The organism is Pedobacter agri, from assembly GCF_032678665.1.
In the GTDB taxonomy this organism is placed as follows: Bacteria; Bacteroidota; Bacteroidia; order Sphingobacteriales; family Sphingobacteriaceae; genus Pedobacter; species Pedobacter agri_A.
The window spans coordinates 346,288-362,299 of the sequence record NZ_JAVTSH010000001.1; the positions used below are offsets into that span (position 1 = coordinate 346,288).

Consider the following 16,012-nt stretch of genomic DNA (forward strand, 5'->3'; position numbering starts at 1 on the left):
AACGCTAAATAATGCGAACCAGCTTCAAGTTTAACCATCACATCAAAACCGGACTTTATGCAGCGATAGTTGTTTTTCTCGCTTACACCATGATTTTTGGTTTTAGAAAATCGTTCACGGTTGCCACATTCGATGGGCTCACTATTGGAGGTTACAGCTACAAAACTGTACTGGTAATTTGCCAGATGCTGGGTTATCTATTGGCAAAATTTTACGGTATAAAATTTATCTCCGAACTAAAACGCAATGGTCGCGGGAAAATAATTATTATTCTCACAGCAATTTCCTGGTTAAGCTGGCTGTTTTTTGCCATTATTCCTCTACCATATAACATCGTTTTTCTTTTCATTAACGGTTTTCCCCTTGGTATGCTCTGGGGTGTGGTTTTCTCCTATGTTGAAGGCAGGCGAAGCACCGATTTCATTGGCGCAACACTAGCGGTAAGTTTTATTTTTGCTTCAGGATTTGTAAAATCTGTCGGCTCATGGTTGGCCATCACTTTTCATCTTTCAGAATTTTGGATTCCCTTTAGCACAGGTTTAGTTTTCGCCTTACCCCTATTGCTTTTTATCTTCCTGATGGAAAAAATTCCTGCTCCAGATGATGAAGACATTAATTTTCGATCAGAAAGAACGCCGATGATCGATTTAGATCGAAAATTATTTGTAAAAGAATTTTTAGGTGGGTTGATCGCCTGTGTGATCATTTATTGCTTTGCAACCATTTTTAGAGACATCAGAGACAATTTTGGTGCAGAAATGTGGAAAGAAATGGGTTATATTAATCAACCAGCCATTTTTGCCAAAACAGAAACGCCAATTACCCTAATTGTGCTATTGCTCATTGGCAGCATGGTTTTAATCAAAAATAATTTCATTGCTTTAAAAACTGCTCATTATTTTATCTTATTTGGATTCCTGTTAGCAGGTACCTGCACAATTGTGTTTAAAGCAAACCTCATCTCTCCGGTTTGGTGGATGACCTTGGTAGGCTTAGGACTTTACATGGTTTACATTCCTTTCAATGCTGTATTTTTTGATCGCCTGATATCGACTTTCAAACAAGCTGGAAACGTGGGTTTCCTCATTTATATTGCCGATTCTTTCGGCTATGTTGGGAGCATAGGTGTTCTGCTGAGCAAAGAGATATTTAAGGTACAGTTAAACTGGGTAAACTTTTTCTCCAACAGTGTAATTCTGCTATCAGTAATCGGTTGTATTTTAACCCTTTATTCACTGTACTATTTCACCAAAAAGTTTATTTCACACTCAAAGATTTAATTACAGAATCCGCAACGCTAAAGTTTTCCTTTTTATCTTTTATATCCACGCTGCTTACAAAGCAATAGGTTTTTCCTTTATAATGAAGCACGGCGAAACTGCCTCTGTTGCGGTTAGCAATTATCCTGGTTTCAAAGTTGGCTTTTAAAACTTCGTGATTTCCTATTTTTTCTACTTTTGGCTCGTTTAACATGCCAAACTCAACCTTGCGTTTAATATAACTCGCTCTGGATTGTTGAATCAAATTTTGTAAAGTTTTAGCTAAACTCACAGAATCGATTCTGGTAATAATTAAATACGTATTTTTTGCAAACGGTTCCTCGTTACTAACTGAAATGAAGCGGCTATTTGCCACACCATCAATAGGCCGGTCTTTTTTTACCTTCCAGTATTTCGGCAGACTGAAGCTCATTCCATCTTTGCTGTAAATTATATTTTGTGGTTTTTTATCAGATGGATTACATGCCGAAACCAGCAACATAAATGCACAAACGAAATATGAAAATCTTTTCATCAGCTAAGAACTGTGATCAACAATTATTTTCCAGATCCCGTTAATCTTCCTGAACAATAAAGTATAATAACCCTGTGGTTCATCTTTATCGCGTTTTAGATGCCAGCTACCCAAAACGAAAGCCACATCGGTATTTAAAAACTCCACTTTTTTTATCCCAAAAGTTAAAATGCCCATGCCTGCTTTTCCCTGATAGGTTTTTTTGTAATTATCAAGCGTTTGTTGCCATCCATAGGTTGGACCACTTTTTCCTACAAAAAGTAAACTATCGCTTTTAACATATCCCTGCATAAAGGTTTCCACATCGCCTTTATTCCAGGCTTGTCTTTGTGTTTCAAGCACATTTAAAATTGCTTTTTTATCATTTGCTGTTTGTGCTGAAGCAACTGAAATAACGCAGCAAAAAAGAAAGGTGAAAATTGATTTAGTCATGATGCTCGTATTAAGTGAGGAAAATAAATTACTTCTGTACTCAAATGTAGAAATACATCCGCAACTAAATGAACAAAACCTTTGAAAATTCAGATTCTCTTGGGTTGATTAAATGGATTAAGATTTGTGGTAGATTTTAAAAGCAAAATAATTTAGTTTTCTTTCCAATTTAGAAATATGAATGAATTTTACGAGAAGTTTCGGAACAGAACTTACTTTAACCATCATCCTGAAGCCATTGCCGATCATTTAGATCAGTATTATGAATCAAACGAAATTACGGTATTTCATGAAATGGTTTCTCCTGATATTCATTTAGATGTTTACTTCATCAATGCTGAAAAACATGCCTTTAATATTTTGTTAACTTCAGGAATGAGTCTGCTGGAAATGACTGTTCCGGAAGCAGTTGAAGAGCCTGAGCTGTATAAATTTGCAGAGTTGATGATCCTGTTGCCTAAGTCAGTTGAATTTGGTAAAACCTTTCCAGGCAATAATGAAAACGATTGGATACTGGAAATGATTAAGGAAACTGCCCGTTTTCCACACCATTACGATACCTGGTTAAGCATTGGGCATACTTTGCAAGCCACTGCTGATATGGAAACGTATAGCAAAGAAACAGATTATGTTGGCCTGGTGGTATTGCCCTCGGTAACATTCGATGAAGAATTTACTGAAATTAAAGCTGGCGATAACCTAATCAATATTTATAGTTTATTCCCACTGTATAAAAACGAACTCGAATACAAAATAGCAAACAATTACAACGCACTTTTAGATCGTTTAATTGAGAAAAACGCACAGGAAATATTGAATAATAGCAGAGAAAATTTATTAGGTTAATTGCAATGGATCCGAGAATCGAAAAACTTAAAGAAATCAATACCATAATTTCCAGCGCAATTTCCAAGAGCAATAAATTTTGTTTCGAACATATTTTACCTTCACAAATGTCATTGCCCTTATTTGAAAAAGCCGAAGCAGAATTGAATGCCATCTTAAAAGATTATCCTACCGACACCAATTTCTGGCGAATGCTATGCAATGTTAAAACTTATACCATGGATTATGCAGCGGCAATCACGGCATTAGAAAAAGTTATCGCCTTAGAAAACAAACAAAAAGATAAATCCCAGCTGGCTGAATTATTGGAACATAAAGATGTTGAAAAGCCAAAAGCAAAAGTCAAAAAAACTGAAAGTAATTTGGAAAAACGGGAATTACCTTATTTCAAGTATCATCCGGAACCCACAGTAACCGGCGCTTTCGAAACAGATGCGGTGGTTACATGTGATTGCTGTAAAAAAACTACTGATGTTTACTACACCAATCCTTTTTTTGCTGTTGATGACATTGAAGCGCTTTGCCCCTGGTGTATAGCCGACGGGAAAGCAGCTAAAAAATTTAAAGGGAGTTTTCAGGATGATATCAGTGTTGATGATATTAATGATGAAGATAAATTGATGGAGTTAGTGGAGCGCACACCAGGCTACAACGGTTGGCAGCAAGAATATTGGCTAGCCCATTGCAACGATTATTGCGCATTTAAAGGTTATGTCGGCTGGCAGGAAATTGAACCTTTGCTCGATCAGTTCGCAGACATAGAAAGTGATTTAGCAAGTGCCGGAGGACTTAAACTATCAGAATTACCAAATCATTTAAGAGATAATGGCTCCTGTCAAGGCTATCTCTTTCAATGTATTTGCTGCAATAAATACAGATTATACTATGATTTCGACTAAATGAAAAATAGCGTAAAAATTTTATTTGGTGGCGTCTTACTTTTTGGTGTAATTACCTGCGCTACCATGAACTTAGATTATGATGCCGATGGTGCCGATCAATATGGCTTTCCATTTAACTTCTACACAAAAGTAAGTGGTTATAATGAGGTAACAATGGAAGGCGGTACCAGCGTTGAATTTGATACGCTAAACTTCGCATATGATTTAACCTTTGCATTGCTATTAAGCTGGTTAATGGTGTTTGCTTATAAAAAATTGCGCCGCCCAAAAAACATTACAAATTGATAATCAAGTTAGATCTTGATCTTGTGAAAGTTTATTTCTCAAAATTGCTACATTGCGCACTTAAATTCTACTATGAAAAAATCAGTTGTGGCCATTGGCGAAATATTATGGGATGTTTTTCCTGAAGGTAAAAAAGCAGGCGGATCATCAATGAATGTGGCTTTGAATCTTCACAAACAAAATATCAATAGTCAATTTATCAGCGCCGTTGGAGATGATGAAAATGGACGGGAGCTATTGGATTTCCTTAACTCAAAAAATTACTCAACTGATTTAATTCAAAAAGGCAACAACTTACCAACCAGCACGGTTGAAGTGAAATTAGACGAACAGCATCAGGCAACTTACACTATTGTACAACCTGTGGCCTGGGATGCGATTGATCTTACCGAAGAAGCTATTTTAGCGGTGACCAATGCAGATGCCTTTGTGTATTGTAGCTTAACCTGCAGAAACGAAAAAAGCAGAAATACCATTTTGGCACTACTTAAACAGGCTAAGCTTAAAATTTTCGACATCAACCTTCGTCCGCCGTTTTATACTATTGATACCTTAAAAGCATTGTTAAGCGAAGCTGACATTTTAAAGGTTAACGAACATGAGCTGGTTTATTTGAAAGATGAACTGCTGCTGACCGGAAATACCGATGAACAGCTGCTAAAACAATTAAGCCACTTATTTACAATAAATATCATTTGCCTAACTGTTGGCGAAAAAGGTGCTTATGTATTGGAAAACGGCAAATTACACCATCATAAAGGTTACCAGGTTAAAGTGGCAGACACGGTTGGCGCAGGAGATTCTTTTCTGGCTACCTTCATATCAAGTTATTTACAAGGTTTTCCTATAGATACGATTTTAGATAGAGCCTGCAAAGTTGGCGCTTTCGTAGCGTCGCAACCTGGCGCTAATCCAGATTATAGTGATGAAGTTTTTAATTAACGGTTTTCAGTTTACAATTACCAGTAAGCAGTTTACAGTTAGCAATTTACAGTTAAGCAATTAGACAATTTAAACAATTAACCTATTATTTAAAAACCACTTCGGTTGCGCCATAACCAAACTTTTCCTTACGTGCATCCATATAGGTTTTAATGTGTGGATTTTTACTAATTAGCTTATGGATTTTATCCCTCAAGGTTCCATTGCCGGAGCCATGAATGAAAACCATTTTATCAAAATGATGCACCACCGCAGCATCTAAAGCATTTTGAAAATAATTTAGCTGTATCTGGAGGATTTCATCAGCTTCCAAAAAGTGATGGTCATCCCTCAGTTTTTCAATGTGAAGATCAATTTCTTTTGATGGTGCGTCAACAGTTCTTTTTTCAGCGGGTGATTTAAAGAAACTTTCTTTTAGTTTTTGCGCATCGATGGTGATCGGAACAAGATCATCTAAACGAACTAACCAGCCTTTGTTTTTTAAATGAGGTAGCTCTTTCTGTTCTGTTGAAAAATCTTTTGCCCTGAATTTTTTCCTGATCACTAAAGGATCAACCGGTTTTACATCAGCTCTGCTGAAGACTAAAATCTGAAAAGTGAATTCCGGCCAAATATCTAAATCTGCTAACGATGCAGAATAGATTAAATTCGATTGGTAAGCTTCAACTATACCGTGAAATAAACCTGAGTATTTCTCCTTCTTCTCTGCAGTTAAACTAACCAAAAGTACATTCGGCGATTGATTTTGAAGATGGAAATGAACAACATTACCCGCTTTCTGATCAGTAGCAACGGCAACATATATTCCATTTTCGATTTTACTGATAGATGGAACGTTAACCTCAATTGGTTTGGGCGCATCGACTTCTTCGGCAGATACCCCATGTCCATGAACGGATGTTAGGTTACTCACCGCCACCGGAATTTCAAAACCATCTTCATCCGTAACGCCTAAAGTTTGGCTGTCGATGATCTTGGTTACATATCCCTCACGTTTTTCATCAACAAAACGAACAAAATCTCCTAGTTTAAATTTCATAACCTCTAAATCCCCTAAAGGGGACTTCTCCTTTCTAAAGTTTAAGCAATATGCCTAAACTAAAATTATTTTTACAGTTTATATTCCACTCAGCTTCCCCCCCTTCGGTGGGCTGGGGCCTTAATGCCTTGTATCGTTATTGTGATAGATACTCAGGTAGCTTTCATAACGCGAAACGGCAATATCTCCTTCATTCACGGCATCAATCACAGCACAGCCAGGCTCGTTTACGTGACGGCAGTTATTAAACCGGCAATCATGCGATGTTTTAAAAATCTCCCTGAAAAAATGCCCCAATTCCTCTTTTTCAATGTCGATTACCCCCAGTTCCCTGATTCCAGGTGTATCTACTATGAAACCACCTTGCGGCAATTCGAACATTTCGGCGAATGTAGTCGTGTGTTGTCCTTTGTCGCTCCAATCAGAAACTTCGCCAGTACGCAAATCTCTATCTGGCAGCAAAGCATTAATTAAACTCGATTTTCCGACGCCTGAGTGCCCAGAAATCAGGGTGATTTTATCGGTGATCAATTCTTGAATAACGGGAATATTGATCCCTTTTAATGCAGAAACTTCATAACATGGGTAACCGATGTTTTCATAAATCTCTTTAAAATCCTGCAGGATTTCCAGTCCTTCTTTGCTAAATAAATCGAGCTTATTAAATACCAAAACAGCGGGCACATCGTAAGCTTCGGCAGTAACCAAAAATCGATCTATAAAGCCTAATGAGGTTCTTGGCGAGGCCAGTGTAACCAGCAAAATGGCCATATCAAGGTTAGCAGCGAGGATTTGAGCTTGCTTACTCAGGTTAATCGATTTGCGGATAATGTAGTTTTTTCGTGGCAACAATTCGTTTATCAAGCCCTGGTTGCTATCTTTCTCGAGGTCGAATTTCACCCGGTCACCAACTGCAATCGGGTTAGTTGTTTTAATCCCTTTGATCCTGAACTTGCCAACAATCCGGCAGTCGTAACGTTTGCCATTATCGGCCAAAACATTGTACCAACTCCCAGTAGATTTAATAATTAAGCCCTGCATATTTGAAAACAAAGGTATGAAAAGGATGGAAGATGTAAGCGGGAAATCGTCATTTCGACTGTAGCGTAGCGAAATGGAGAAATCCTTGTACGATGGAGTTCTTCAAGCGACAAAGATTTCTCAGCTGTGCTCGAAATAAATGGACTTCTTTAAGGTGTTACACAAACGGTCATATTGAATTTAACATTATCTTCGCTAAAAATCTCCCATGGAAAACTTCAAAATTATTGGCATCTCTACCGAAACAACAAACCAGAACAACCAGTCTGCCATAGATCTAGGTAAGCTTTGGCAAAGATTTTATACTGAAGAAATTTCCAATAAAATTCCGAATAAAGAAAGCGACGATGTTTATGCCGTTTATACTGATTATGAAAGTAATTACACGGGGAAATACACCACCATCATTGGGCAGCGGGTAACTACTCTAGATCATATTCCTGATGGTTTGATTGGTAGGGAGATTAAAAATGATAAACTTATAAAATATACGGCGAGAGGTGAAATGCCTCAGGCAGTTGTAGAAACCTGGCAGGAAATCTGGGCAAATGACATCGCTTTATACAGAACTTACAATGCCGATTTTGAAGTTTATGGAGAGCAATCTCAACAAGGAGACAAATCTGAAGTGGAAATTTATATTGGGGTAAGAAGTTAAACCTAAGCCTTTTCGAAATAAGGTTTTAACCGTTTATATTCCTTTCTGGATTTAGATTTTTTAATAGTTACAACCACAACTCCATTTGCCGCCCGAACGCCATATAACGCTGTTGCTGCTGCATCTTTTAAAATTTTTATTTCTTCAATTGTTTCAGTGTTAATCAATCTTTCTGCTGAGTGATTCAAAATATAGCTCTTTTTATTTAATACAACGATCCAAAGCACTTCATCTTTTGAAAATGTTGAGGAGCACTTCATCCTGATTACTGGCGCAGATTGACAAAATGCATGGAGACTAAAAATTGAAAGAAATAGGAGAAGGAAAATAGATTTCATGTACAGGGTTTTTATTAATGATTCTCAATAGCTGGGCATTCCATAACTAATAAATTTTAAATGCATTAATATTTAAAACTAAGTAATGAGCAATCTTGGAACTATGGTTTAAATAGCCAGCGTTTAAGATTGCTTTCCCGAAGGCTCGGGATAAACTGTGCCTCGCAATGCCGAACGCTTTAGACTTTTACGAACTTTACAGGCAAGAAACTCAAATAGTATCACCAATCGAATTTAGCTAAACCTGACAGACGCGGAAATACTTTTTTTTTACTGCAACCCTGAATCAGCTGTCATGCTAAGGAACGAAGCATCTGCAACCGATAAAACAGATTCTTCGTTCCTCAGAATGACAGGAGTTAGAAAAGATTGTAGCAAATGGGAAAAGATTTACTAAAGCACCTTTTCTAATAATAAACTATTAAAGAAGATTCCTAAGCGGTTCCTCCTCGCAACGATTTTCTGATTTAGTTTTCGGTTCAAAACATGCTATCATTTCATCTGGTTAATCGTTTAATTAAAATATTTTCAAAATTTTTAATAAAACATTTGCATTTTAAAAAAATAATCTTCTACTTTACGGTGTACAAAGTACACAAAGACAGCATGAATTTTAACACATCAATTATTACAACGATTATTATTACCACCGGAGAAAATCAGGGAGGCTAATTTGTTGTAAATTGAAAAAAGATAAACACAGAAAGCGTCCCGACACAAATCGGGGCGCTTTTTTTTTAAAACCAAAACCATTGAAACTGCACAAAATAATTAACAAGCAAAACGTGTAAGATTCATTAAAACTAAAAACTGATGAAAGTATTAAAATTCGGCGGCACATCCGTAGGTTCGGCCGAGAACATTAAAACGCTGCTAAACATAGTAGCAAAAGAAAAATTACAAAGCAATCCGGTAGTTGTATTATCGGCAATGAGTGGTGTCACCAACTTGCTAACCGACATGGCAGAAAGTGCCGAACGCGGCGAAAGTTATGATGCCGGACTTAAAGAGATTGAGGCAAAACATTTTGCAGTAATTCGTTCGCTTTTACCGGCAGCAGCACAAAACCCAGTTTTTACCCGCTTAAAAATCTTTTTTAACGAATTGGAAGATTTATTACAGGCAGTAACCAACCTTAAAGAACTGAGCTTACAAACAAAAGACCAGATTTTAAGCTACGGCGAACGCTGCTCCTCGTTCATGATTGCGCACATCGCATCGCAACAATTGCCAGAAGCTTTGTACGTTAACGGTTCGGAATTGATTAAAACAGACAGTAATTTCGGACAAGCAAAGGTAGATACCGAATTAACTGAGATGTTAATTAATGATTTCTACCAGACTAATAAAGAAAAAGTGCTTTTCGTTACCGGGTTTATTGCCAGCAATGCAGCCGGCAGAGTAACAACCCTCGGTCGTGGTGGTTCTGATTACACCGCAGCAGTTTGGGGTGCGGCATTAAATGCAGAAGAAATCGAAATCTGGACGGATGTAAACGGCATGATGACAGCCGACCCTCGCATTGTTAAGAAAGCATTTTCTTTACCAGAACTGAGTTATACTGAGGCAATGGAGCTGAGTTATTTCGGGGCGAAGGTGATTTATCCGCCAACGATGATTCCGGCTTTCATGAAAAAAATTCCACTCGTTATCAAGAACACTTTTCAGCCTGACTTTGCAGGCACCTATATAAAAAGTGATGTTAAAGCATCAAGCTTACCCATAAAAGGGATTTCTTCTATCGACCACATCAGCATTATCAACTTAACTGGTAGTGGAATGGTTGGCAAAGCTGGTTTTAGTGGTAGATTATTTTCGCTGCTTTCTCGCGAGCAGATTAACGTGGTGTTGATTACACAATCTTCATCAGAGCATAGCATTACCTTTGCGGTTAAACCAACAGATGCTGGTCAGGCAATTGCCTTAATTAAAAAAGAATTTGAGCTTGAATTGGATGCCAACAAACTGGCATTACCCGAAGTTGAAAATAATCTTGCAGTTTTGGCCATTGTTGGCGAGAACATGAAACGTACGCCAGGCATGAGCGGAAGATTATTTAATGCTTTAGGTCGTAACGGCATTAACGTTCGGGCTATTGCACAAGGTTCTTCCGAATATAACATCTCGGTAATTATCAGCGCCGCTGATTTATCAAAAGCTGTTAATGCTGTCCACGATGCTTTCTTTACTGATTTGAAGCGTACACTGAACATTTTTTGTTTAGGAACCGGAAATATTGGTAAAACGCTGTTCAACCAATTGAAAGAGCAAATGCCATTTTTGGCGGCAAATAATGATTTACAGGTTAAGGTTGCGGGAATCAGCAACACGCGTAAAATGATTTTCAAAGCAGAAGGATTATCGCTAGAAGATTGGGAAAGCAGTTTAGATACAAATGGCGAACAGGCAGATTTGGCTGGCTTTGTGGAGCGTATGAAGGAAATGAATTTACCGAACTGTGTTTTTGTTGACAATACCGCAGCAGAAGCGCCAATTGAGTTTTATCAGGGCGTATTCGAAAGTAGTATTTCTGTTGTGACCTGCAACAAAAAAGGTAACTCTGCTGATTTTGCGCAATACAAATCGTTTAAAGATACTGCCCGCAAATTTGGTGTAGATTTTTATTACGAAACAAATGTTGGTGCTGGTTTGCCAATCATCCGTACCTTGAGAGAATTGATGATGAGTGGCGATAAAGTAGCCCGCATCGAGGCGATTTTATCAGGAACGATTTCTTACATCTTCAATAATTTTAAAGGCGATGCAGGATTTTACGAAACCGTAAAAGAGGCACAAGAATTGGGTTATACCGAACCCGACCCACGTGATGATTTGAACGGAAAGGATTTTATGCGTAAAATGTTAATCCTTGCCCGTGATGCAGGTTATCCTTTAGAAGCCGCTGATGTAAAAATCGATAACATTTTACCTGAAGCTTGTTTAAATGCAACTTCTGTTGAAGATTTCTATACAGAATTACAAAAGAATGCGGCTTACTTTGAAGATTTGAAAAACAAAGCTGCAAATGACGGCAAAGTTTTACGTTACATTGGTAAACTAGAAGATGGAAATGTAGAAATCAGCCTACAAATGGTTGATGACAGCCACCCATTTTATATGCTTTCTGGAAGTGATAACATCATCTCCTTCACAACAGATCGCTACAAATCTCGTCCGTTAGTGGTAAAAGGCCCAGGTGCAGGCGCAGAAGTAACTGCAGCAGGTGTTTTTGCAGATATAATAAATGTGGGTTCATTAAGTTAGATCAAATATATTTTTGTCATGCTGAGCCTGTCGAAGCACTTTTTATAAGGGTCTTCGATAAACTCAGACTGACAACTCTTATAAACTTAAACACATACCACATATTCAGAGACAAAAAGATCAATATAAGTGAGTCGGCGTAAGGTCTTTAATCCTTGCTCCTTCATCTTTATTCAAATTATGAAAGAAATAAAAGTTTTCGCTCCGGCAACGGTTGCCAACGTAGTTTGCGGTTTCGATGTATTGGGTTTCGCTGTTAACGAGCCTGGCGACGAAGTTGAAATGCGTTTAACCGAAACGCCAGGAGTGGTCATCAAAAGAATTACTGGTGATGACGGTCGTTTGCCCTTAAATGCAGAAAAAAATACGGTGAGCGCCAGCGTTCAGCATTATTTACAACACATTAACCGGTTAGATGTTGGCGTTGAAATCGAGCTACATAAAAAAATGCCAATCGGTAGCGGCCTAGGCTCTAGTTCGGCAAGCACTGTTGCAGGTTTGTTCGCCATAAATAAGTTAATGGGCGATTTACTCACACCAAAGGAATTGGTTCCTTTTGCCATGAAAGGTGAAGAGCTGGCCTGCGGTTATGGTCATGCCGATAATGTTGCTCCTGCCATTATGGGCGGTTTTGTTTTGGTTAGAAGTTACGACCCATTGGATGTGATTTCGCTTCCTACTCCTGCCGGAATGTATGCGGCAATTGTTTATCCTGAAGTTGATGTACCCACAAAAGATGCCCGCCAGATGATTCGCAGCAAAGTATTTTTAAAAGATGCGGTTACCCAATGGGGAAATGTTGCCGGTTTGGTTAGCGGATTATTTATGAATGATTTCGATTTAATCGGACGAAGTATGAAAGATGTTTTGGTAGAACCAACCCGTTCCATCCTAATTCCTGGCTTTGAAGAAATGAGAAACATTGCAATGGACAATGGCGCAATCGGCTTCGGCATTTCAGGTTCCGGACCATCTGTTTTTGCCTTAACCAACAATGAAGAAACCGCAAAAAAAATAACCAAAGCACAACAACAGCACCTACACAAAATAAATATTAACAGCAAAGCTTACGTTTCATCGGTTAACGCCGAAGGACCGAGAGTTATTTAAATATGTAAAATGGGAAATGGATAATGGAAGATGTGTAAATACATTATCCATCATCCATCTTCCCTATTCCATTCTCAAAATGAAACTATACTCAACAAACAATAAAGATCTAAGTGTTTCCTTTAAAGAAGCCGTTTTTAACAGCATGCCACAAGATAAAGGCTTATATATGCCTGTGGAAATCCCTCAACTTGATGCTGATTTTATTCAAAATATCGAGCAATATTCTCTGCCGGAAATTGCTTTTAAGGTAGCCTCAACTTTGTTGAAAGATGAAATTCCTACCGGTGATTTAAAAGCTATAATTGATGATGCGATTAATTTTGACGCTCCTGCGGTAAAACTTGATGATAAAACTTTTGTACTAGAGCTTTTCCACGGGCCATCTTTAGCTTTTAAAGATTTCGGTGCTCGCTTTATGAGCCGTGTGATGGCTTATTTCTTAAAAGATGGCGAGCAGTTGTTGGACGTTTTGGTTGCGACTTCTGGTGATACAGGTGGTGCTGTTGCCTTAGGCTTCTTAGGCGTACCAAATACTCGTGTTACCATTCTTTATCCTGAAGGCAAAGTGAGTCCGATACAGGAATTACAACTCACCACTAACGGACAAAACATCAGGGCAATTGAAGTTAAAGGTACTTTTGATGATTGTCAGGCATTAGTGAAACAAGCATTTGCTGATGACGAATTAAATGCAAAATATCGTTTAACATCAGCAAATTCAATCAATATTTCGAGGTTAATTCCGCAAACGTTCTACTATTTCAACACCTACGCACAGTTGAAAAAGCAAGGTTTAAGTGAAGTTATTTTTTCTGTTCCAAGTGGAAATTTCGGAAATATCGGTGCTGGTTTATTGGCTTACAAATTGGGTTTACCTGTAAAACAATTTATCGCCGCCACCAATATTAATGATACCGTTCCTCGTTTTCTGGAAACCGGTGTTTATGAAACGAAACCATCAACACAAACTTACTCAAATGCCATGGACGTAGGCGCACCTAGTAATTGGGTTCGCATTATGGATTTGTTTAAAAACGATGTTGAAGCATTGAAAAATGTGGTTACGTCTTATCGCTTTAATGATGATGAGACATTGGCTGGTATCAACGAAATAGATGCTAAATTTAATTATGTCGCTTGTCCGCATACTGCGATTGCATATTTAGCCATTGAAAAATTCAGAAAAGAAAATCCAGAGGATGAAAGTGCGGCAGTATTTTTATCAACAGCACATGCTTGCAAATTTCCGGATATTTTCCCTGTGGAAATCGCCGCTAAAATTGAAATTCCAGAACAGGTTAGAGCCTTAGAGAGCAAGCCACAACACGCTGATCAACTAGGTGTCGATTTTGGAGGGTTTAAAAACTATTTACTAAATAAAGCCTAATTGTGGATTACAAATCCACAGTACCGTAGTCGAGATTGCAAATCTCGACTAACATCGTAAGCGCTAGTCGGGATTTGCAATCCCGACTGATGAACTAAGAATTTTTAATCCTTTACAAAATCTGCTCAATTTAGCTTAGCCATGGCAAAAGGGTCGAGATTGCAAATCTCGACCAACATCGTAAGCGTTAGTCGGGATTTGCAATCCCGACTGATGAACTAAGGATTTTTAATCCTTACAAAACCTGCTCAATTTAGCTTAGCTTTCCCGCTCTACGGCGTACGGGTCGAGATTGCAAATCTCGACCAACAACGCAAGTACTAATGAACCAAGGATTTTTAATCCTTTACAAAACCTGCTCAATTTTAACTTCACTTTCATTGCCGGTTCTATCAATTGCTGTAACGGCTATACCCTGTAAATCCTGTTTAATTAATTTTGCAGCATCAGCAAACAACACTTTCGGAATTTGTAAAAACCTGCTCTTATAATTTAAAATGGTATAAGTCCATTTGCCGCCATAATTGGTGTAAACTATATATTTGAACTCGTCTTTCTTGTTTGCTGGTTTCCATTTAATGTATAAATCAGCATCTCTACTCTCCGTTTCTACTTTTGGAGATAATGGTTTATCGTCATCTAACCAGGGCGAAGCAGGAACTAAGGCTTCGTTTTTATAGGGTCCTTTTAATAAATCACGACGTAAGCTTTCATGCATGACCAATGCAGCAATGCTCCAATGGGCAGCACCGGGCGATTTAGGCAAAATCCCTCTGGTGATCATAATTTGGTTAATAATTTCATCGCTGTTTTTGTCTCCGCCACCAATCCCACTGTTCATTCCAGGCCACAGGTGACGCTGCTTGGTGTTTTCTGACTGCCACCAACCCAACAGCACCGGGAAGCTTTGAGGAATGTTATTTACCTGCCAATATAACTGTGGCATAAAATAATCGATCCAACCCTCATTTAACCAAAGCTTAGCGTCAGCATATAACTTGTCATATTGATCAAACCCTTTGATAGATTCTGGAAACCCTGGCCGCCAGATCCCGAATGGACTAATGCCAAATTTAACATGTTTTTTTTCGTCTTTGATGATCTTATAAACCCGCTGGATAAAGGTATTTACCTGATCTCTTCTCCAGTCGCCGACAGCCAGCTTACCACCGTTTTGTTGGTATTCAGCATAACTTGCCGAATCGGGAAAATCTGCCCCGCCGTTGTACTCGGCATAGGGATAAAAATAATCGTCGAAATGTACGCCATCTATATCGTATCGTTTCACAATATCTTTAACAACATCGGCAGATAAATCTTGTGTGCCTTTTTTTGATGGATCGAGCCACCAGTAACCTTGCTTCAATTTATAAACCAGTTCCGGATGTTTTTTTACCACCGATGATGCTGAAGGTTGACCACCAGAGATATGATGGGCCCGATAAGGATTTAACCAAACATGCAGTTCCAACCCTCGTTCATGTGCTGCATCTATCCAAAATTCCAGCGGATCGTAATAGGGTTTTGGTGCCTGACCTTGAACGCCTGTTAAAAAATACGACCAGGGTTCTATATTGCTTTTATATAACGCATCAGCCTGCGGCCGAACCTGAAAAATAACCGCATTGAAATTATTTTTCTTCAAGAGATCCAATAAAGCAATGGCTTCATCTTGCTGCTGCTGGGTAGATAAACCAGGTTTGCTCGGCCAGTTTATATTTGCAACCGAAGCCACCCATGCTGCCCTAAATTCTCGTTCAGGGCTTGGAAGCTGCGGCATTGAAACCTGAGCTTTTGTGCAGAGAAAACCAAAGACAAAGGTCAGTAATAAAAGTAAATGTTTCTTGAGCATGAAATAAAATTGAATGATAAACATACTGGATTTATGTCTTTCGGCCTACAGTTTTTTTAAATTTTTCACCTTTCTTGGTCTGACAAAAAAAAGGCTGGAATTAAAAAACTCCAACCTTT

Annotated in this window: 15 protein-coding genes; 9 read left to right on the forward strand and 6 right to left on the reverse strand. The window is 38.4% G+C overall.

Annotated elements, in window-relative coordinates; genetic code table 11:
- The first annotated feature begins 11 nt into the window (after window positions 1-11).
- Window positions 12-1,280, forward strand: a complete 1,269-nt coding sequence (locus tag R2Q70_RS01525) for a DUF5690 family protein (protein WP_316805924.1) — start codon at window positions 12-14, stop codon at window positions 1,278-1,280.
- Here R2Q70_RS01525 and R2Q70_RS01530 read toward each other — a convergent pair.
- Entirely contained in the window at window positions 1,258-1,794 is a 537-nt protein-coding gene (locus R2Q70_RS01530; protein WP_316805925.1) for a hypothetical protein, read from the reverse strand. The two genes, R2Q70_RS01525 and R2Q70_RS01530, sit on opposite strands and share 23 nt — an antisense overlap.
- 3 nt (window positions 1,795-1,797) lie before the next feature.
- The gene (locus R2Q70_RS01535; protein WP_316805926.1) at window positions 1,798-2,226 is read right to left on the reverse strand and encodes a YybH family protein; all 429 of its coding nucleotides are present in this window, start codon (window positions 2,224-2,226) and stop codon (window positions 1,798-1,800) included.
- Between the two features lie 177 nt (window positions 2,227-2,403).
- Here R2Q70_RS01535 and R2Q70_RS01540 point away from each other — a divergent pair, with 177 nt between their 5' ends.
- From R2Q70_RS01540 to R2Q70_RS01555, 4 genes are all read left to right on the forward strand, one after another.
- Window positions 2,404-3,072: a suppressor of fused domain protein gene (locus R2Q70_RS01540; RefSeq protein WP_316805927.1), complete on the forward strand. Its 669-nt coding sequence runs from the start codon at window positions 2,404-2,406 to the stop codon at window positions 3,070-3,072.
- Window positions 3,073-3,077: 5 nt separating this feature from the next.
- Window positions 3,078-3,971, forward strand: coding sequence for a CbrC family protein (locus tag R2Q70_RS01545; protein ID WP_316805928.1), 894 nt, complete (start codon window positions 3,078-3,080; stop codon window positions 3,969-3,971).
- Window positions 3,972-4,259, forward strand: a complete 288-nt coding sequence (locus tag R2Q70_RS01550; RefSeq protein WP_316805929.1) for a hypothetical protein — start codon at window positions 3,972-3,974, stop codon at window positions 4,257-4,259.
- A gap of 72 nt (window positions 4,260-4,331) precedes the next feature.
- Window positions 4,332-5,201 carry a carbohydrate kinase gene (locus R2Q70_RS01555; protein ID WP_316805930.1) on the forward strand — a complete coding sequence of 290 codons (870 nt, stop codon included), beginning with the start codon at window positions 4,332-4,334 and terminating at the stop codon, window positions 5,199-5,201.
- A gap of 85 nt (window positions 5,202-5,286) precedes the next feature.
- On the opposite strand, the gene R2Q70_RS01560 is transcribed toward R2Q70_RS01555, so the two are convergent.
- A complete protein-coding gene (locus tag R2Q70_RS01560; protein ID WP_316805931.1) occupies window positions 5,287-6,240 on the reverse strand; it encodes a Smr/MutS family protein in 954 nt (317 codons plus the stop codon).
- 120 nt (window positions 6,241-6,360) lie between these two features.
- Entirely contained in the window at window positions 6,361-7,281 is a 921-nt protein-coding gene (gene rsgA / locus R2Q70_RS01565; protein WP_316805932.1) for a ribosome small subunit-dependent GTPase A, read from the reverse strand.
- A 208-nt stretch (window positions 7,282-7,489) separates the two neighbouring features.
- Between rsgA and R2Q70_RS01570 the strand changes: the two genes are divergently transcribed.
- Entirely contained in the window at window positions 7,490-7,939 is a 450-nt protein-coding gene (locus tag R2Q70_RS01570) for a GyrI-like domain-containing protein (protein ID WP_316805933.1), read from the forward strand.
- Window positions 7,940-7,941: 2 nt separating this feature from the next.
- Here R2Q70_RS01570 and R2Q70_RS01575 read toward each other — a convergent pair whose 3' ends face one another.
- Window positions 7,942-8,277 (reverse strand): hypothetical protein, encoded by a 336-nt coding sequence (locus R2Q70_RS01575; protein WP_316805934.1) that lies wholly within the window; start codon window positions 8,275-8,277, stop codon window positions 7,942-7,944.
- A gap of 813 nt (window positions 8,278-9,090) precedes the next feature.
- Between R2Q70_RS01575 and thrA the strand changes: the two genes are divergently transcribed.
- The 3 genes from thrA (at window position 9,091) to thrC (ending at window position 14,041) form a co-directional block, all read left to right on the forward strand.
- Window positions 9,091-11,541 carry a bifunctional aspartate kinase/homoserine dehydrogenase I gene (thrA, locus tag R2Q70_RS01580; RefSeq protein ID WP_316805935.1) on the forward strand — a complete coding sequence of 817 codons (2,451 nt, stop codon included), beginning with the start codon at window positions 9,091-9,093 and terminating at the stop codon, window positions 11,539-11,541.
- A gap of 180 nt (window positions 11,542-11,721) precedes the next feature.
- Window positions 11,722-12,651: a homoserine kinase gene (locus tag R2Q70_RS01585; RefSeq protein WP_316805936.1), complete on the forward strand. Its 930-nt coding sequence runs from the start codon at window positions 11,722-11,724 to the stop codon at window positions 12,649-12,651.
- A 79-nt stretch (window positions 12,652-12,730) separates the two neighbouring features.
- Entirely contained in the window at window positions 12,731-14,041 is a 1,311-nt protein-coding gene (gene thrC / locus R2Q70_RS01590; RefSeq protein ID WP_316805937.1) for a threonine synthase, read from the forward strand.
- Between the two features lie 346 nt (window positions 14,042-14,387).
- Here the strand turns inward: thrC and R2Q70_RS01595 are convergent, their stop codons facing one another.
- On the reverse strand, window positions 14,388-15,821 hold the full coding sequence (locus R2Q70_RS01595; protein WP_316805938.1) for a glycoside hydrolase family 10 protein: 1,434 nt from the start codon (window positions 15,819-15,821) through the stop codon (window positions 14,388-14,390).
- Window positions 15,822-16,012 lie beyond the last annotated feature (191 nt).